The organism is Streptomyces sp. RGM 3693 (assembly GCF_050471125.1).
Classification (GTDB): Bacteria; Actinomycetota; Actinomycetes; order Streptomycetales; family Streptomycetaceae; genus Streptomyces.
Genome location: NZ_JBMPPQ010000001.1, coordinates 274,507 through 290,905 on the forward strand (window position 1 = coordinate 274,507; position 16,399 = coordinate 290,905).

A 16,399-nucleotide genomic window follows, 5' to 3' on the forward strand; every position below is an offset into this window, starting at 1 on the left:
CCCGCTTTTCCCGTGCTGTTTGTCACGTCGGGAAAAGCCTTGATCGATGAGTATTTGTTGACAGATGCGGTGTTAGCTTCAACAGCTGAGTTATGCCGGGGGCGGAACGACTGGAGTTGCACGAGCGATGGGCCGAGCGGACGCGAGGCGGGCGCGGCAGGACAGCGCCCGCCGGGCCGGAAAGAACGAGAAGAAGTCCGGCATACGCCGCTTCTTCACCTGGAAGAAGATCGTCGGGACCTTCCTCGGCGTATGCCTCCTGGGGATCCTCGGCTGCGTCGGGCTCTACCTCTACGTGGACGTCCCGGCCGGCAACAAGGAAGCCAAGCTCCAGAGCAACGTCTTCAAGTACGCGGACGGCTCGGTCATGGCGCGGGTCGGCCAGGTCAACCGCGAGACCGTCCCGCTCAGCCGGATACCCAAGGCCGTCCAGCACACCTTCGTCGCCGCCGAGAACAAGACGTTCTACGACGACTCCGGCGTCGACCTGAAGGGCACCCTGCGCGGCGTCATCAACACCCTGAGCGGCAAGGGCAAGCAGGGCGGCTCGACGATCACCCAGCAGTACGTCAAGAACTACTACCTGAGCCAGGAGCAGACGGTCTCCCGCAAGCTCCAGGAGATCGTCATCTCCCTCAAGGTGGACCAGAAGTTCACCAAGGACGAGATCCTCGCCGGCTACATCAACACCAGCTTCTACGGCCGCGGCGCCTACGGCATCCAGGCCGCCGCGCAGGCGTACTACGGCGTGGACTCCGACAAGCTCACCGTCGCGCAGGGCGCCTACCTCGCCTCGCTGCTCCAGGCGCCCAACCAGTACGACTGGGCCATCGCCTCCGACGCCGGCAAGCAGCTGGTCCAGGAACGTTGGGCGTACACGCTCAACAACATGGTCGAGATGAAGTGGCTCACGCCCGAGGAGCGCGCCAAGCAGAAGTTCCCGGTGCCCAAGCCGCCCAAGCCGCTGCCCGGTCTGACCGGCCAGGCCAGCTACATCATCACCGCGGCCAAGAAGGAACTCTTCGCCCAGGGCGTCGACGAGAGCGAATTCGAGGCCGGCGGCTGGACCGTCACCCTCGGCATCGAGAAGAACCGGCAGAAGGCGCTGGAAGGGGCGGTCAAGCAGAAGCTCACCGACGGCCTCTCGCCCGACCGGCGCTCGGTCGACCGCGACGTCCAGCTCGGCGCCACCTCGGTGGACCCCAAGACCGGCCACGTCGTGGCGCTGTACGGCGGCGCGGGTTACCCGCAGCACTACACCAACAACGCGACCCGCTCCGACTACCAGCCGGCCTCCACCTTCAAGCCGCTGATCCTGGCCTCGGCCATGGAGAACCACGCGATGACCCGGGGCGGCGTCCCGATCACCCCCAACGCGATCTACGAGGGCCGCAACCGCCGTCCGGTCGTCGGCGGCACCACGCCCTTCGCGCCGCCGAACGAGGACGAGCACACCTACGGGAAGATCACCGTCCAGACGGCGACCAACAACTCCGTCAACGCGGTCTTCGCGCAGATGGGCGCCGACGTCGGCCTGGACCAGGTCAAGAAGACCGCGGTCGGCCTGGGCATGGACGGTTCCAAGATGGACGTCCAGCCGGCCATGACCCTGGGCACCATGGGCGCCAGCCCGCTCCAGATGGCCGGGGCGTACGCCACGTTCGACAACCACGGCGTCAAGGTCACCCCGACCCTGGTGGTCAAGGCCGTCCAGAGCAAGGACGGCACCGACAAGGAGGTCCCGCTCAAGGACCCGATCGGCGACCAGGTGCTCTCCCGCCGCACGGCCGACACCATCACCTCGGTCCTGACCGGCGTGGTCAACGACGGCACCGCCTCGGACGCGGTCAAGAACACCGCCTACAAGGCGGCCGGCAAGACCGGTACCTCCGACGACAACAAGTCGGCCTGGTTCGTGGGCTACACGCCCAACCTGGTCACCGCGGTCGGCATGTTCGGCGAGTCGCCCAGCGGCGGTAAACAGGTCACCCTCAAGGGCGCCGGCGGCGGCGGCCGGGTCAACGGCGGCGGCTACCCGGCGCGGGTCTGGGCCGACTACACCCAGACCGCGCTCGGCGACAGCACCGGCGGCGACTTCGACCTGGAGACCGACATGGGCGCCGCGGTCCCGCCGCCCGCCCCCCCGACGCCGACCCAGTCCGCGCCGGTCACCCCGACGCCGACCCCGACGCCCTCCGTGCCGGTCACCCCGACGCCGAGCACCACCCCGTCGGACAGCAACTCCGGCCGGCCGTCCGGCCGTCCCACGCCGACCGGCGGCGGCTCCACCCCGCCGGACGGTGGCACCACGGGTACCGGCGGTGCCACCGGCACCGGTGGCACCACGGGTAACGGCGGCACCAGCACCGGCGGCACCGGCGGCAACCCGGGCGGCACCAACGCCAACGGCGGCAACAACCTGCCGAACTTCGGCGGCTGACCCGCCCGGCCACCCGGCACCACCACGGCCCGCACCCCCCCAGGGGTGCGGGCCGCTGTGCTCCCTGCCCGGATCAGCCGCCGTTGACCTTCTTGGCGATCCGGTCACCGAGCTTCTTGTCGATGTTCCGCCAGTACTGGAGCGCCCGGTCCAGTACCGGCCGGCTCACCCCGTTCAGCAGGTGCCCGGAGACGTTGCCGACCAGACGGTCGCGGGCCGCGTCGTCCAGCACCTCGCGGACCATCGTGCCCGGCTGTCCGAAGTCGTCGTCGTCCCGGCGCAGCGTGTACGCCGCGCGCACCATCTCGCCGCTGCTCTCCCAGCCCGCCGGCTCCCCGTACTGCACGGTGTCGGCCGCCGGACCGCCGTAGGAGTTCGGGGCGTACGGCCGGGCGGTGCGCGCCGGGTCGAACCGCATCGGGCCGTCCTTGGCGTACGAGTGGGCCGGGATGTGCGGCCGGTTGGGCGGCAGCTGCGCGTAGTTCGGGCCGATCCGGTACCGGTGGGTGTCCGGGTACGAGAACAGCCGGCCGAGCAGCATCTTGTCCGGGGACGGGCCGATGCCCGGCACCATGTTGGACGGCTCGAACGCGGCCTGCTCGATGTGGATGAAGTAGTCATCCGGGTTCCGGTTGAGCGTCATCCGACCGACCTCGATCAGCGGGTAGTCGCCGTGCGGCCACACCTTGGTCAGGTCGAACGGGTTGAAGCGGTAGTCCGGGGCGTCCTCGAACGGCATGACCTGCACGTACAGCGTCCACGACGGGGCGTTGCCGCTCTCGATGGCCTCGTAGAGGTCACGGCGGTGGCAGTCGGTGTCCTCGCCGGCCAGCCGGTCGGCGTCGGCCTGGGTGAGGAAGTCGATGCCCTGGTCGGTCTTGAAGTGGTACTTGACCCAGAACTTCTCGCCGCCCGCATTGACCCACATGTAGGTGTGCGAGCCGTACCCGTTCATGTGTCGGTACGTCTTGGGGATGCCGCGGTCGCCCATCAGCCAGGTGACCTGGTGGGCCGACTCCGGCGAGAGCGTCCAGAAGTCCCACTGCATGTCGTTGTCGCGCAGCCCGTTGTCGGGACGGCGCTTCTGCGAACGGATGAAGTCCTGGAACTTGATCGTGTCCCGTACGAAGAAGACCGGCGTGTTGTTGCCCACCAAGTCGTAATTGCCCTGCTCGGTATAGAACTTGAGGGCGAAGCCACGCGGGTCGCGCCAGGTGTCCGGGGAGCCCTGCTCGCCGGCGACGGTGGAGAAGCGGGCCAGCATCTCGGTGTTCTTGCCGGGCTGGAAGAGGTCCGCCTTGGTGAACTGGCTGACGTCATTGGTGACCTTGAAGAAGCCGTACGCGCCGCTGCCCTTGGCGTGCACCACCCGCTCGGGGACCCGTTCGCGGTTGAACTGGGCCATCTTCTCGATCAGGTAGTGGTCGTGAAGCAGGATGGGGCCGTCCGGACTCACGGTGAGCGAATGCTCGTCGCTCTCCACCGGGACACCGGTGTTGGTCGTCGTGCGCGGGACGTTCTGCGCGGTGCTGGTCATCCTGTCTCCTTCGTGGATACCCCCACGTTTGCGTGGGGGAGGAAGCGGAGCCCCTGCGGAGCAGGGCAAGGGGAGACGAATCGCCGTCGGGTGATTCGTTGTTCACCACCAACAGCCCCCAGTAGGTCACTAGTTGTCGTGTTAGCGTGTGAGCTATGTCCACTTGCGTGAAGCGGGCGTTTAAGTACCGCTTCTCTCCGACGGATGCGCAGGCAGCGGAGCTGTCGCGCACCTTTGGATGCGTGCGCAAGGTCTACAACATGGCGCTCCAGGCCCGCACAGAGGCATGGACGCTGCGTCAGGAGCGGGTCAACTACAACGCCACCTCCGCGATGCTGACCGTGTGGAAGAAAACCGAGGAACTGGCGTTCCTCAACGAGGTCTCCTCGGTTCCACTCCAGCAGTGCCTTCGGCACCTGCAAGCCGCGTTCACCAACTTCTTCGCCAAGCGCGCCAGATTTCCGCGCTTTAAGTCCAAGAAGCAGGCCCGCGCCAGTGCGGAGTACACCAGCTCGGCGTTTCGCTTCCGGGACGGCCGGCTCACCCTGGCGAAGATGACGGAGCCGCTGGCGATCGTGTGGTCCCGACCGCTCCCCAAGGACACGAAGCCGTCCACGGTGACCGTTTCCAAGGACGCGGCCGGACGCTGGTTCGTCTCGATCCTGTGCGACGACCCCAGCGTGAAGCCGCTCCCCGCCACCGACACGACCGTCGGGATCGATGCCGGTCTGGACCGTCTGCTGACCCTCTCGACCGGCGAGAAGATCACCAACCCGAAGCATGAGCGTAAGCACCGTGCCCGGCTCGCGAAGGCCCAACGCGCTCTCGCGAAGAAGGACAAGGGGTCGAACAACCGGGCCAAGGCCCGGCAAAGGGTCGCGAAGATCCACGCGCGGATCGCGGACTCCCGTCGTGACCGGCTCCACAAGCTCACCACTCGACTCGTTCGTGAGAACCAAACGATCGTGATCGAGGATCTGACTGTGCGCAACATGGTCAAGAACCACACTCTGGCCCGCGCCATCAGTGATGCGGCGTGGTCGGAGTTCCGGAGCCTGCTGGAGTACAAGGCCGCTTGGTACGGCCGCGAGGTGATCGCGGTCGACCGTTTCTTCCCCTCCTCCAGGCTGTGCTCCGTCTGCGGCACCCTCGCATCGAAGATGCCGCTCAACGTCCGCACCTGGACGTGCGACTGCGGCACGACCCACGACCGGGACGTGAACGCGGCACGCAACATTCTGGCCGAAGGACTTTCGGTGTCTGTCTGTGGAGCTGGTGTAAGACCTCAACGGAGAACTCCGGGCGGGCAGTCGGCGACGAAACAGAAAGCATCACGGCGCAAGCCGTGAGAATCCCCCTCGTTAACGAGGGGGAGAGTCAATGGAGGAATGTCTCCCGTTCGATGACTGGCGGTGGGGTGGGCAGGGGGCCGTCAGTCCCTTCCGGGGGCAGCTGGTCCCTTAAGTCCCTTTCGTCCCACCCAAGCAGTCAACGTGGCCGGTGGCATGTCGGCAAGGGGACCCGGGCGTCCGGACGAGTCCCCCCACGTGCGAAGGGGACCCCGCCCGGTGTCCGGACGGGGTCCCCTTCGCACGCGCCCTCAGCTACGCGTCCCCGGCGGCATCGACAGCTCGAACCAGACGACCTTGCCCATGCTCAACCGGGTCGCACCCCACCGCCGGGCCATCCGGTTGACCAGGTACAGCCCCCGCCCGCCCTCGTCGGACGGCCGGGCCTGCCGCAGCCGCGGCAGCTGCGGCACATCGTCCCCGACCTCGCAGCGCAGCACGTCGGTCCGCAGCAGGCGCAGCGTCACCGGCCGCTCGGCGTACCGCACCGCATTGGTCACCACCTCGCTGACCAGCAACTCCAGCTGGTCCGACAGCTCCTCCAGGCCCCAACGGGCGAGCGCCCGCCGGGCCAGCCGGCGGGCCTGCCCCGCGGTCTGCGCCTTCGGATCGAGGTACCAGTACGCGACGTCGCTCGGCGCGATCCCGTCGAACCGGGCCGCCAGCAGCGCGATGTCGTCATCGCGGTCGCCCGGCCCCAGCATGTCCAGCACCTCGTCGCACAGCGGCTCCAGCGGCGGCGGATTGGGCCCGGTCAACCGGGCCGTCTCGGCCAGCCGCTCGCGCAGCTGCTCGATGCCGGTCCACACGTCCCGGATCCGCGACTCCACCAGGCCGTCGGTGTACAGCACCAGCGTGGCGCCCGCCGGGGCGTCCAGCTCCACCGCCTCGAAGTCCACCCCGCCGACACCGATCGGCGCACCCGGCGGCACCCGCAGCACCTCCGCGCGCCCACCGCGGTGCAGCATCACCGGCGGCGGATGACCGGCGTTGGCCACGATGATCCGGTGCGCCACCGGGTCGTAGACCGCGTACAGGCAGGTCGCCATCCGGTCCGAGCCCAGCCGCTGGGCCTGCTCGTCGAGGTGGTGCAGCACCTCCTGCGGCGGGAGGTCCAGCCCCGCCAGGGTCTGCGCGGTGGTCCGCAGCTGTCCCATGATCGCCGCCGAGGTCATCGAGTGGCCCATCACGTCGCCGACGACCAGCGCCACCCGGCTGCCCGGCAGCGGGATCGCGTCGTACCAGTCGCCGCCCACCCGGGCGGTCTCCGCCGCCGGCAGGTAGCGGCTGGCCAGCCGCACACCGGTCGGCTGCGGCAACGAGTCCGGCAGCATGGTGCGCTGGAGCGCATCGGCGATGTACGCCTCGCGGCCGTAGAGCACCGCCTTGTCCACGCCCAGCGCGGTGTGCGTCGCCAACTGGGCCGCCACCAGCAGATCGTCCGGCTCGAACGCCGGCCGGTCCGGGCGGCGCAGGAACACCGCCGCACCGATCACCCGCCGGCGCCCGCGCAACGGCGCCAGGATCACCCGGTGGCCGCCCGGCAGCCGGGTGTCCGGCCCCAGCAACTCCGGCAGCGCGGTCCGCGCCGCCTGCGCCTCACCGAACAGCGGCCGCACCCCGCGCAGCACCTCCGCCAGCGGCCCGCCCGGGCGGACCTCCGACAGCTCCGCGGCGCTGCCGCCCATCGCCGGCCCCAGATCCGGCTGCGCGGGCAGCACCGGCAGCCGCAGCCCGTTGGTGTCCGGCTCCTCCGGGATCCGGTCGGTGCGGCGCAGCCGCAGCACCACCGGGCCGGTCGGCCGCTCGTCGCCCACCGGCAGCGGATCGCGCAGATAGACCAGGATCGCGTCGGCGAAGGTCGGCACCGTCGCCCGGCACAGCCCCAGCACGATCTCGTCCAGGTCTATCCCGCGGGCGATCCGCCGGGTCGCCGCCCCGATGAACCGCAACCGGTCACCGCTGGCCTGCCGGGCCGCGGCCGTCTCCCGGCTCTCACCGCTCTCGCCCGGATGCGCCGACCGGGCGGGCGGCACCGCGGGCGGCTGCGGCGGCCCCGCCGGAGGCGGCAGCTCCGCACCGGACGGTCCGCCGCCCCGTACGCCCGGCGGCGGCCCCGGCGGCAGCCCGCCCGGGCCCGCCTCTCCACCGTGCGTCCAGGACGACGGGCCGCCTTCCCGCGGCCGCCCGATGCCCTCGCTGCCGGGCCGCGGCTGTGCATGCCCCGGCTCCTCACCCGGCTCCGGCGCGCCGGCGCGGTCCACCGCGCCCTGCGCCACCGGCCGGCCCGTGCGGACCGCCGCGCGCTCCGCGCCCGGCTCCGCGTCCGGCCGCCTCTCCGCGGGCATGGCCACCTCCCCGTACGGGTCGTACGAGCCCTCGTACGACCCGGCGTATCCGCCGTAGGAACTGTCGCGGGACGCGCGGGCGGCACCGTACGCCCGTGCGCCGTCACCGGCCGGGCCGTGATCGGCGGCCGGCTCGGCGTCCCCCTGCCCGGCCGGCGGTCCCGCGCAGGCCGCGGCGGCGGGCTCGACCACCTCGCCGCCGAGGCCGATGTCGTCACCCCCGCGCACCGCGAACCCCGTCCCCGGCGCCGGCTCGTGACCGGTGCCGGCGGGCTGCTGGAGGGCGCTGCGCGGGTCGGGGACGCCGCCGAGCGGCGCCGTCCCGGCCGTCCCGGCAGCAGGGGATGCCGAGGACGCGGCGGTCGGGGCCGACTGCCGCGTTTCGTGGGAGGTGGGATGCTCCGTCACGCGTGGGGTTCCATCCGTCCGGGGCTGGCGCAGGCGCGCCGCGTTCGGTGCGCGTCGCCCGAGCGGACGCGCCTGACGCGGTGCGTCTCAAGCGCGTCGCAGGTGCAGAAAGAGCTGGATTTCGGGTGGTACGTCCGTACTCGACGGGGCATACGCATACGAGTCCTCCCCGACGATGTCGAAACCCGCGTCGCGCACGACCCGGCGCAGGTCGTCCCGCAGATATCCCGATACCCGGATCGTGCTGCCGAGGAACGGAATGGGGAAGTCGTCAATATCGCCCTCGACCATTGCCAGGGCCATCAACCCGCCGGGTCGCAGGAGGTCGTGCAGCATGCCCAGGGCGCACGGGATTTCCGCACGGGGCATCATCAACAGGGAGAAATAGGCGGTGATTCCGTCGAAGGAACCGGGACCGCCCAGGCGACCACCGCGCAGATCGGCGATGTCCAGCCGGTGGAATTCGCCGCCCGGGACGTTGCCCTGGGCGATTTTGACCATCCCGGGGGAGAGGTCGATTCCCACGACCCGGTGGCCGGCGTCGGACAGTTGACGGGCGGTCGGCAGTCCGGTGCCGCACCCGGCGTCGAGGATCCGCGCCTCGGTCGGCAGTTCCCCGCTCAGCCATGCGCCCGAGGCGATCTGGCCGTCCTTATGCGGAAAAGCCGTTTCGTACTGGTCACCGATCGCGTCGAACGCTTCGGCCTGTCCGGCCCGGTCGAGTGCTAACCGGTTCAGGCCCTCGTACGCGTCGTAGCTTCTCGCGCTCACGACTTCGCCCCTCCTGCGACCGCTGTCAAGTTCGTTTTCTCGTTCTGGAGTTGCGCCTGTGCAGTCTTGCGGAGGACGATCCTACGTTTGAAGGCCCAGGGTGCAGCAAGGGGGCTGGGTACCGCTTCTCGCCCGGCGGGAACCCCAGGGGAACCCGGCCGGAAACAGCTTTGCCCATAGGCGCACCTTTCCACCGTTCGCCCCCTTCACTCTCTTCATTCTCTTCTTTTCGCGTTTGCCGCCTCACTACAGCAAACGATCAGGCAGGTGGTCCCAGTTCTCCGGAAGCGCGGGAACGTCCCAGGCGGGATCGGGCCGCCAGTCCTCCCAGCCGTCGGCGAACGGCCCTTCCCACGCCGCGATCTGTGCGACCGCGGCGCGTCCGGCGGATCTGACGTCGTCCGCCTCGGCGTCCGTCACCAGCCCGTCCCGCCGGGCCTGCGCGAACTCGTCCTCGTCCCGCCACTCCCAGCGCCGGTCCGGATAGACACAGATGTCGAGGAAATGATCGAGTGAGTCGATTCCGCCCGACCAACGGCGGCGCGGCTCCTCCAGATTGACGTACCAATTCTTGAAGTGCCAGCCGCTCTCCCAGAACAGCCAGACCGACCACGGATCTCCCGGCCGGGCCAGCTTCAGCACACCGTGGCCGAACCACTGGTCACGCAGGGTCCGCCGCGGTTTGGTGTAGCGGGTGGCGAGCGGCTCGCGGTGCACCGGCGTGCCGTCGGCGAGCACCGGCTTGATGCACGGGGTGCCCGGCGCCATCCACACCGCGAGCAGTTCCTCGGTGTCCTGGACAACGGTCATCGGACGACAGATGTGGAACCGGCGGGGATCGGCGTTGTCGCGGTAGCGCCACAGGACGTGGTCCCCGGGCGCCCAACGCCCCTGCTCCGCCGCCGTACGCCCCGCCCCGGCCACCGGTGCGTGCTCGCCGGCCGTCTCGCCTTCCGTCGTCTCCACCATGTCCGCTGTCATGCGCAGATCTTAGGGGCGTCGCGTTACGCGTGCGGTGACATGTGCCGCACCGCTCGTTACGGACGGGTCATGCGCAACACGTCCAGTGCCTCGTCGAGCTGTTCCTCCGTCAGCAGACCGCGCTCGACGTAACCGCCCTCGATCACCACCTCCCGGATGGTCTTCTGCTCCGCGAGCGACTGCTTGGCGACCTTCGCCGCCTCCTCGTAACCGAGGTACTTGTTCAGCGGCGTCACCACCGAAGGCGAGGATTCGGCGTATTCGCGGGCCCGCGCCACATTCGCGGTAATACCGTCCACCGTGCGGTCGGCCAGCAGCCGCGACACATTGGCCAGCAGCCGCACCGACTCCAGCACATTCCGCGCGATCACCGGCAGCATGACGTTCAGTTCGAAATTGCCGGCCGCGCCGGCCGTCGCCACCGTCGCGTCATTTCCGATGACCTGCGCGGCGACCATCAGCACCGCCTCCGGAATAACGGGATTGACCTTCCCCGGCATGATCGACGAACCCGGCTGGAGATCCGGCAAATTGATCTCCGCGAGCCCGGTCCGCGGCCCCGACGCCATCCACCGCAGATCGTTCGCAATCTTCGTCAGCCCGACCGCGAGGGTCCGCAGCTGCCCGCTCGTCTCGACGATGCCGTCCCGTGCCCCCTGCGCCTCGAAGTGATTGCGCGCCTCCGTCAGCGGCAGCCCCGTCGCCCGCGCCACCTCCGCGATCACCGCCGCCGAGAACCCCGGCGGAGTGTTGATCCCCGTCCCCACCGCCGTGCCCCCCAGCGGGAGTTCGGCCAGCCGCGGCAGCGACGCCCGCAACCGCTCGATGCCGTACCGCACCTGCGCGGCGTACCCCCCGAACTCCTGCCCCAGTGTCACCGGGGTCGCATCCATCAGATGCGTCCGCCCCGACTTCACCACCGCGGCGAATTCCGCCGCCTTCCGCTCCAGCGCCGCCGCCAGGTGCTCCAGCGCCGGAATCAGGTCGCCCCGGACCGCGGACGTCGCCGCGATGTGAATGGACGACGGGAACACGTCGTTCGACGACTGACTCGCATTGACGTGGTCATTGGGGTGCACATCCCGCCCCAGCCGCTCGCTGGCGAGGGTCGCGATCACCTCATTGGCGTTCATGTTCGACGACGTCCCGGACCCCGTCTGGAACACATCGACCGGGAAGTCCTCGTCCCACCGCCCCTCGGCCACCTCGGCCGCCGCCTCCGCGATGGCCTCCGCAACGTCCTTGCCCAGCACCCCCAACTCGGCGTTGACCTTGGCGGCCGCTCCCTTGATCCGCGCCAGCGCCTCGATGTGCGCCCGTTCCAGCCGCTGCCCGGAGATCGGGAAGTTCTCCACCGCCCGCTGGGTCTGGGCCCGCCACTTGGCGTGCGCGGGCACCCGCACCTCGCCCATCGAGTCGTGCTCGATCCTGAATGCGCTGTTTTCACTCATGCCTATGACAGTGCCCGCGAAGCGGGATCTGTTCCCGGCCCCGCGACGGATGTCACCTGCCTGCGCCCCAGGCGGACGCCGGCCCCGCTCGTCAGCCCTTGAGCACGCCTATGAAGGCGTCCCAGGCGCTGGCGGAAAACACCAGGCCCGGCCTTCCCGGATCCTTACTGTCCCGAACGGGGACGACGCCGGGGCGACCGTCGGCCACCTCCACGCAGTTGCCACCCGCCTGGTTGCTGTAGCTGGACTTGCGCCACACGGCGGCGCTCAGATCGGGACGGGACGCGCTCACCACGGTAGGTTCCCTCCATCGCGGATCGGATCATGTCGAGCGACATATTCGGCGGCAGGGCCAGCAGCCCGAGCCGCTCGTAGGCCACACGGTACGTCTTCACTTCATCGGGTTCCTCAACGAGTTGGCCGTAGTCTGCGCCTTCGAGATAGGCCGCATCGCAGCCGTCCGGCATGGTCAGCACGGTGAGCGACCCACCCATCGCCTCGTGTTTGCCGCTGCTGAACGGCAGGACCTGCACCGTGATGCGCGGATTGTCCGCAGCCTCCAGCAGCCGTGCGAACTGCGCCCGCATCGCGGCGGGTTTGCTGACGGGACGCACCAGTACGGCCTCGTCGAGAACGACCGACAGCTCAGGACAGTCGCGCCCTTCCAAACGGGCCTGCCTTCCCAGTCGCGCGGCCACCCTCTCCTCCAACTGCTCCGCCGAGAGCAGCGTGTGGTCAAGGCTCAGCAAGTCCCGTGCGTACTCCTCGGTCTGCAGCAGGCCGGGGATCACGGCAGCCGCGTACTCACGAATGATCAACGCCCGTTCCGACAGCGCCATGAACTTCCGCGACCAGTCCGGGAACGTCTCGCGGTAGACGTACGGCCACAGGTCGACGAGCAAACCGTCCGCCCCCACCGCCTCGTCCAACGCCCGGGCCAGCTCCAGCGTCGGCTTGGCGCCCGTGCACCGCTCGACCTGGTTGATGCGGGTGCTGTGCGTCCGTACGCGCTGCCCCAGCGCGTCCTGCGTCAGCCCGGCGGCGAGCCGGAGTTTCCGCAGCCGTGTGCCGAACAGCGCCGCCATCGATGACGCCGGATCAATTTCCTTGGCCACGACCTCACTTCCCATTCTTACGTCTGGAGGAATCAGCTCTCACTCCCTTCTCAAGGTTACGCCGCAGAGCAACGATGGGAACACGGAAAGTAACGACCCCGCTGAAGGTTAGGGGCATCCCACGACGAAACCCGGCACCCGCCCTCGCCCCTAACGGGACAGCGTCAACACCCCCCACCGAACAGGAGCGTCACCATGGCCACGAGCACCGGCCACACCTCACCGAGCCCGCGGTCCCGGCAATCACTGATGACCCTGCGCGTCTACACCACGACCCGCGACGGCAGCGTCATCCAGGAACGCGCCCAGATCCACGTCGTAGCCGGCGACCGCTTCGACCTCTACGGCCTCTCCCAGGCGTGGCCACCGTGCACCTGTCCCCGCCACAAGGGCCACTAGAGGCGGGGCGGCCGAACCGGCGGGGGCACCGGAAACCGGGCCGCCCGTGCCGCCCGCAAGGGCGTGACGAGAGAAGGATCCAGGGCGTACGCAGTCGGCCAGGGCTGGGAGGTCACCGCACCCCAACTACCCGCGGCCCGTACCCGATTCAGTCCGACCTGGGCGCGTTGCCGGGCCGCCGGGCTGTCGTCGCGGGTGTACCGCAGTCGGTGCTGTCCGCGCCCGTACGGTTCGTGCCCGCTGAGTGCATAGCCCAGTTCCGTGGCGATCCAGGTGATGTGGTCCGCCCGGTGCGCCTCCAGGCCGGTGAGGACGAGCTCGACGGACGGCCGCCCGTCGAAAGTCGCTGCCGTCGCTTCTTCGTTCATGGGACACCGACACCAGTTGTCCGTCCAGTGGTCCGGGCCGACGGTTCCTTCAGGCGCTTCCTATCCGAATGCCGACATGTCGGCCCGGTCGGCCGGTACTGCCGGGATAGGATTCCGCGGCCGTTCTGCCTCTTCAGTTGCGGCAGGCGATGACGGGGGCACATCCATGTCCTCGTCATGCGCATCGGGTAGGAAGCGCAGAGTGCGAAGAAACTCGGCCACGATCTCGCTGTATTCGGGCCAGTGGTCGACACTCGGCGTGCTGAACGTGATCGTGACCAGGGCCTGTTCTTCCGGTACGGCCTCCTGAGGCACCGGAATGAACGCCTGAAGCTGAGCGACATCTATAGGTATGTCTTGACCTGTGGTGGTGAATTCACCGGGGATACGGAGTGCCGGTGTCTGCTGGATCGCCACGACGGCATTTCCGCACGGAAGTTCCAGAAGGCTGACCTCGGAAAAGTTTGCACGCTTTTTGGCCATCACCTCGCGAATGCCTTCGACGGCAACGGATGCGTCGGCGTAGGCGAGAGGGCTGAGTCCTATGGTCAAGGTGCCGGTAGACCGTTCATCGTCAAATTCCCCATGGCAGGAGGCGGCGTAAACGACCCCGTCCGCCAAGAGCATGGCTGATGCCCTCTCGTACAGGTCCGTGACTTCGTCAATCTCGCCTGCCGGGCGATCTATTCCTTTCGCCGCGGCTCGCGATACGACTTCCTGCCGTGCCTCTTCGCGACTCAGTCCCGCCTTGATCTCTTTGAATGCGGAGGACAGTTCAAATGCTATGTTCATCGCGTTTCGGTTCCTTGGGCAGGCGGGACGGTTCGCTGTGCGGCGTCCTGGAGGGCGCCGGCCTTACGGCGCGCAGCGGCCCGCCCCGCTGCGAAGGCCGCGGCCGCGCCGGCCAGGCAGGCCGCACTGATCCCGGCTTCCACGAAATAAGGACGACCAGAGATCAGGTCCCTGACGGTTTCGGTGCCGACCACGGCGGTGATGCCTCCCAGTATGGGGAGCAGTTGGTACCAGTTCCATGGACTGCGTGTCCGGTAGAGTTCCCTCCGAATGGTCTGAAGTTCACTCGGAGTGGGCGCGGAAAAGTACGTGTTCCCGGGGTTCCCCTGAAAGTCTGGGATTCCTTGAAAGCCAGGCTGCTGATAAGGATTGTTCGGGGTGTGCGGATAGACTGTCTGCCACGCGGCGACCGGCCCCGCCGGAGGGGAGGGAGGCTGCACGCGACGCATCCGCATGTGGAACCCGGTCCGGTTGTAAGTTTCCCACTTCCAGATTTCGTATCCGTGCTGTCTGGCCAGCCAGATCGTCTCCTCGCGAGACATTCCGGTTCCAGTGAGCCGCACGACGACCTCCGGACGCCCATCAAAGGATTTGAGCATCTCCTGTCGGCGGCGGTGTTGTGTGGTCGAAGAGCCGACATGGTCGTGCCAGAGGTAGAGCGGAGCGGCGACGAGGAAAAGGAGTGTAAAGGATATGGCTCCGGTGGTGGCGAGATCCAAAATTCCCCCTTAGTGAGGCGCCTTGTGCGCTTCGGCGTCTTTCTTGCTGCCGGCTTCCCAGGCGTGCGTAAAGGCCATACCCAGGCCCGTCGCCGGCCCGAGAGGACCGCCCAGCAGCATCGTTCCCCCCAGGGCCACACCTTCCTCAACGTTCTGCGGCAGGAATATGCCAAGTCCCGACGGGTCCTTTAGCCAGTCTTCGCCCGTCATGGTGCTCGAACCGATTCCAATTATTTTTCCGACATTTTGCACCATCTTGCCGGCGGATTCCCCGTCCGACAGTTTCTCCAATTTTTCCCCGGCTTTCCCCACACCGAACGAGACCAGGCCGAGGCCATCCTCGGCAAGGGTTCGGTCGCTGACGTCTGCACCATTGGCTCGCGCAATGCTGTGCAGCCCCAGGGCGGCTCCCGACGTAATCCCGGACACCAGTCCCATAGCGGCTCCCGCCGGCGGGAAGGCTCCATCGAGCACCAAACCGATCACGCCGGTCACCGTGCTGATGGTTGACAGCACATCGCCGATTGCAGCGATGGCATTGGCATGCTCCTTGACCCAACGGCCGAGCTCGTTGAGGATGAGCTCGCGGGCCTTGACCAGCTTCTGCAGACCGCTTAGCAGGTCGTCGAAGAAGCCCGGTTCCTTCGGGGCCTCTTCGCCCGCGACCTTCAGCACCGTGGCGACCGTTCCCGCCAGTTCCTCGTGCTGGCTGCGGATGCTCTGGGCGGAGGAGATGATGCCCGCCAGTTCCTCGCGTGCCGCCCCCAGCTCGTTGATCGCCGCGGTGTAGCGCTTGTTGGCCTCTTCCGCCTCGGCGTCGGTCATGCCGATGCCGCCGTCGCGGAAGATCTGCAGGTCCTCGTTGCCCTCGGCTCGTTCGGCGCGCTTGCGGGCGTTCTTGGCCTCGGCCTCGTACGAATGCGCCTTGGACTGCATCGCACCCAGCTGGTTCTGCCATTGCTGCAGCACGCCGTGAGCCAGCTCGAAGCTCTTGCCGGCGTCGTCGAGGAGTTTGGGAAGCGCCTGGGTCTTGGCGCGGAACGCGTCTGCGGCGGCGCCGGTCCAGTCGCCGTCGCTGATGTTGTGCAGCGTCTCCGACGCACTCGTGATGTTCTTCTGTGCCCGGTGCAGGTCCTCGACCAGGTCACTTACCGCTTGCGGGACCCCGGGTGCCGGATTGAACTGCAATCCGGAAAAGTTGCCGTTGTCCTCGTACGGGTCGCCGCCCCCGTACCCCCATAACTGCTCACCGAGCGACACTTCTGGTTCCCCCATGTCTTTGGTTGACATCCAAGCCGTGCACTGCGACCGGCCGCTCAGCCGAACGGACTGGTGGCCGCGCCCCCGCCGCCCTGGCGGGTTCCCTTCGCGAATGCCTGCTGTACGGCGCTGTCCGTCTCGTTGTACGCCCGTGCCGTGGCCTCCAAGCCCTGCTTGATGGCGTCGGTCAGCCGGGTGATCTGGTCGATGCCGTATTCCCAGGAGCTTTTGAACTCCGCCCCGGCCTTGTCGATTTGGTCGTTGCCGAGATCTCCGGTGGTCGCGCTCCGCAGATCGCCGCTCGCGTACTTCATCGACTCCGTGCAGCGTTCCAGACGTGTCGCCAGCGAGCCCAACTCCGCAACATCGACCGTGAATTCCCCCGCGCTGGACACTGGCCCGCTGCCCCCTCTGACGTGACGTCCTCATCCGTTCGGCCGACGAGGCTAACACGCATGTAT

At 68.3% G+C, this 16,399-nt stretch carries 15 protein-coding genes; 3 read left to right on the forward strand and 12 right to left on the reverse strand.

Features of this window, described 5'->3' with window-relative positions:
• The first annotated feature begins 127 nt into the window (after positions 1-127).
• The gene (locus ACO0M4_RS01285; RefSeq protein WP_430367651.1) at positions 128-2,440 is read left to right on the forward strand and encodes a transglycosylase domain-containing protein; all 2,313 of its coding nucleotides are present in this window, start codon (positions 128-130) and stop codon (positions 2,438-2,440) included.
• 73 nt (positions 2,441-2,513) lie between these two features.
• On the opposite strand, the gene ACO0M4_RS01290 is transcribed toward ACO0M4_RS01285, so the two are convergent.
• Positions 2,514-3,977, reverse strand: a complete 1,464-nt coding sequence (locus ACO0M4_RS01290; protein WP_430367652.1) for a catalase — start codon at positions 3,975-3,977, stop codon at positions 2,514-2,516.
• Positions 3,978-4,132: 155 nt separating this feature from the next.
• Here ACO0M4_RS01290 and ACO0M4_RS01295 point away from each other — a divergent pair, with 155 nt between their 5' ends.
• Positions 4,133-5,326 carry an RNA-guided endonuclease InsQ/TnpB family protein gene (locus ACO0M4_RS01295; RefSeq protein ID WP_430367653.1) on the forward strand — a complete coding sequence of 398 codons (1,194 nt, stop codon included), beginning with the start codon at positions 4,133-4,135 and terminating at the stop codon, positions 5,324-5,326.
• 251 nt (positions 5,327-5,577) lie between these two features.
• Here the strand turns inward: ACO0M4_RS01295 and ACO0M4_RS01300 are convergent, their stop codons facing one another.
• From ACO0M4_RS01300 to ACO0M4_RS01325, 6 genes are all read right to left on the reverse strand, one after another.
• The gene (locus ACO0M4_RS01300) at positions 5,578-8,082 is read right to left on the reverse strand and encodes a SpoIIE family protein phosphatase (protein ID WP_430367654.1); all 2,505 of its coding nucleotides are present in this window, start codon (positions 8,080-8,082) and stop codon (positions 5,578-5,580) included.
• Between the two features lie 87 nt (positions 8,083-8,169).
• Positions 8,170-8,853, reverse strand: coding sequence for a class I SAM-dependent DNA methyltransferase (locus ACO0M4_RS01305; protein WP_430367655.1), 684 nt, complete (start codon positions 8,851-8,853; stop codon positions 8,170-8,172).
• A 246-nt stretch (positions 8,854-9,099) separates the two neighbouring features.
• A complete protein-coding gene (gene fomD / locus ACO0M4_RS01310; protein ID WP_430367656.1) occupies positions 9,100-9,834 on the reverse strand; it encodes a cytidylyl-2-hydroxypropylphosphonate hydrolase in 735 nt (244 codons plus the stop codon).
• A 56-nt stretch (positions 9,835-9,890) separates the two neighbouring features.
• Positions 9,891-11,285, reverse strand: a complete 1,395-nt coding sequence (locus tag ACO0M4_RS01315) for a class II fumarate hydratase (RefSeq protein ID WP_430367657.1) — start codon at positions 11,283-11,285, stop codon at positions 9,891-9,893.
• A 91-nt stretch (positions 11,286-11,376) separates the two neighbouring features.
• The gene (locus ACO0M4_RS01320; protein WP_430367658.1) at positions 11,377-11,499 is read right to left on the reverse strand and encodes a DUF397 domain-containing protein; all 123 of its coding nucleotides are present in this window, start codon (positions 11,497-11,499) and stop codon (positions 11,377-11,379) included.
• Positions 11,450-12,370, reverse strand: a complete 921-nt coding sequence (locus ACO0M4_RS01325; protein ID WP_430367659.1) for a helix-turn-helix domain-containing protein — start codon at positions 12,368-12,370, stop codon at positions 11,450-11,452. The genes ACO0M4_RS01320 and ACO0M4_RS01325 overlap by 50 nt, the downstream gene beginning before the upstream one ends.
• 225 nt (positions 12,371-12,595) lie before the next feature.
• On the opposite strand from ACO0M4_RS01325, the gene ACO0M4_RS01330 reads away from it, so the two are divergent.
• Positions 12,596-12,799, forward strand: coding sequence for a hypothetical protein (locus ACO0M4_RS01330; protein WP_430367660.1), 204 nt, complete (start codon positions 12,596-12,598; stop codon positions 12,797-12,799).
• On the opposite strand, the gene ACO0M4_RS01335 is transcribed toward ACO0M4_RS01330, so the two are convergent.
• From ACO0M4_RS01335 to ACO0M4_RS01355, 5 genes are read right to left on the reverse strand one after another with little or no spacing between them, the layout of a single operon-like run.
• Positions 12,796-13,167, reverse strand: a complete 372-nt coding sequence (locus ACO0M4_RS01335; RefSeq protein ID WP_430367661.1) for a hypothetical protein — start codon at positions 13,165-13,167, stop codon at positions 12,796-12,798. The two genes, ACO0M4_RS01330 and ACO0M4_RS01335, sit on opposite strands and share 4 nt — an antisense overlap.
• 60 nt (positions 13,168-13,227) lie before the next feature.
• Positions 13,228-13,959, reverse strand: a complete 732-nt coding sequence (locus ACO0M4_RS01340) for a hypothetical protein (protein WP_430367662.1) — start codon at positions 13,957-13,959, stop codon at positions 13,228-13,230.
• On the reverse strand, positions 13,956-14,678 hold the full coding sequence (locus ACO0M4_RS01345; protein ID WP_430367663.1) for a hypothetical protein: 723 nt from the start codon (positions 14,676-14,678) through the stop codon (positions 13,956-13,958). Before ACO0M4_RS01345 ends, ACO0M4_RS01340 begins: the two co-directional genes overlap by 4 nt.
• 9 nt (positions 14,679-14,687) lie before the next feature.
• Positions 14,688-15,968 carry a putative T7SS-secreted protein gene (locus ACO0M4_RS01350; RefSeq protein WP_430367664.1) on the reverse strand — a complete coding sequence of 427 codons (1,281 nt, stop codon included), beginning with the start codon at positions 15,966-15,968 and terminating at the stop codon, positions 14,688-14,690.
• Positions 15,969-15,994: 26 nt separating this feature from the next.
• Positions 15,995-16,333: a hypothetical protein gene (locus tag ACO0M4_RS01355; protein WP_430367665.1), complete on the reverse strand. Its 339-nt coding sequence runs from the start codon at positions 16,331-16,333 to the stop codon at positions 15,995-15,997.
• Between the last annotated feature and the right edge of the window lie 66 nt (positions 16,334-16,399).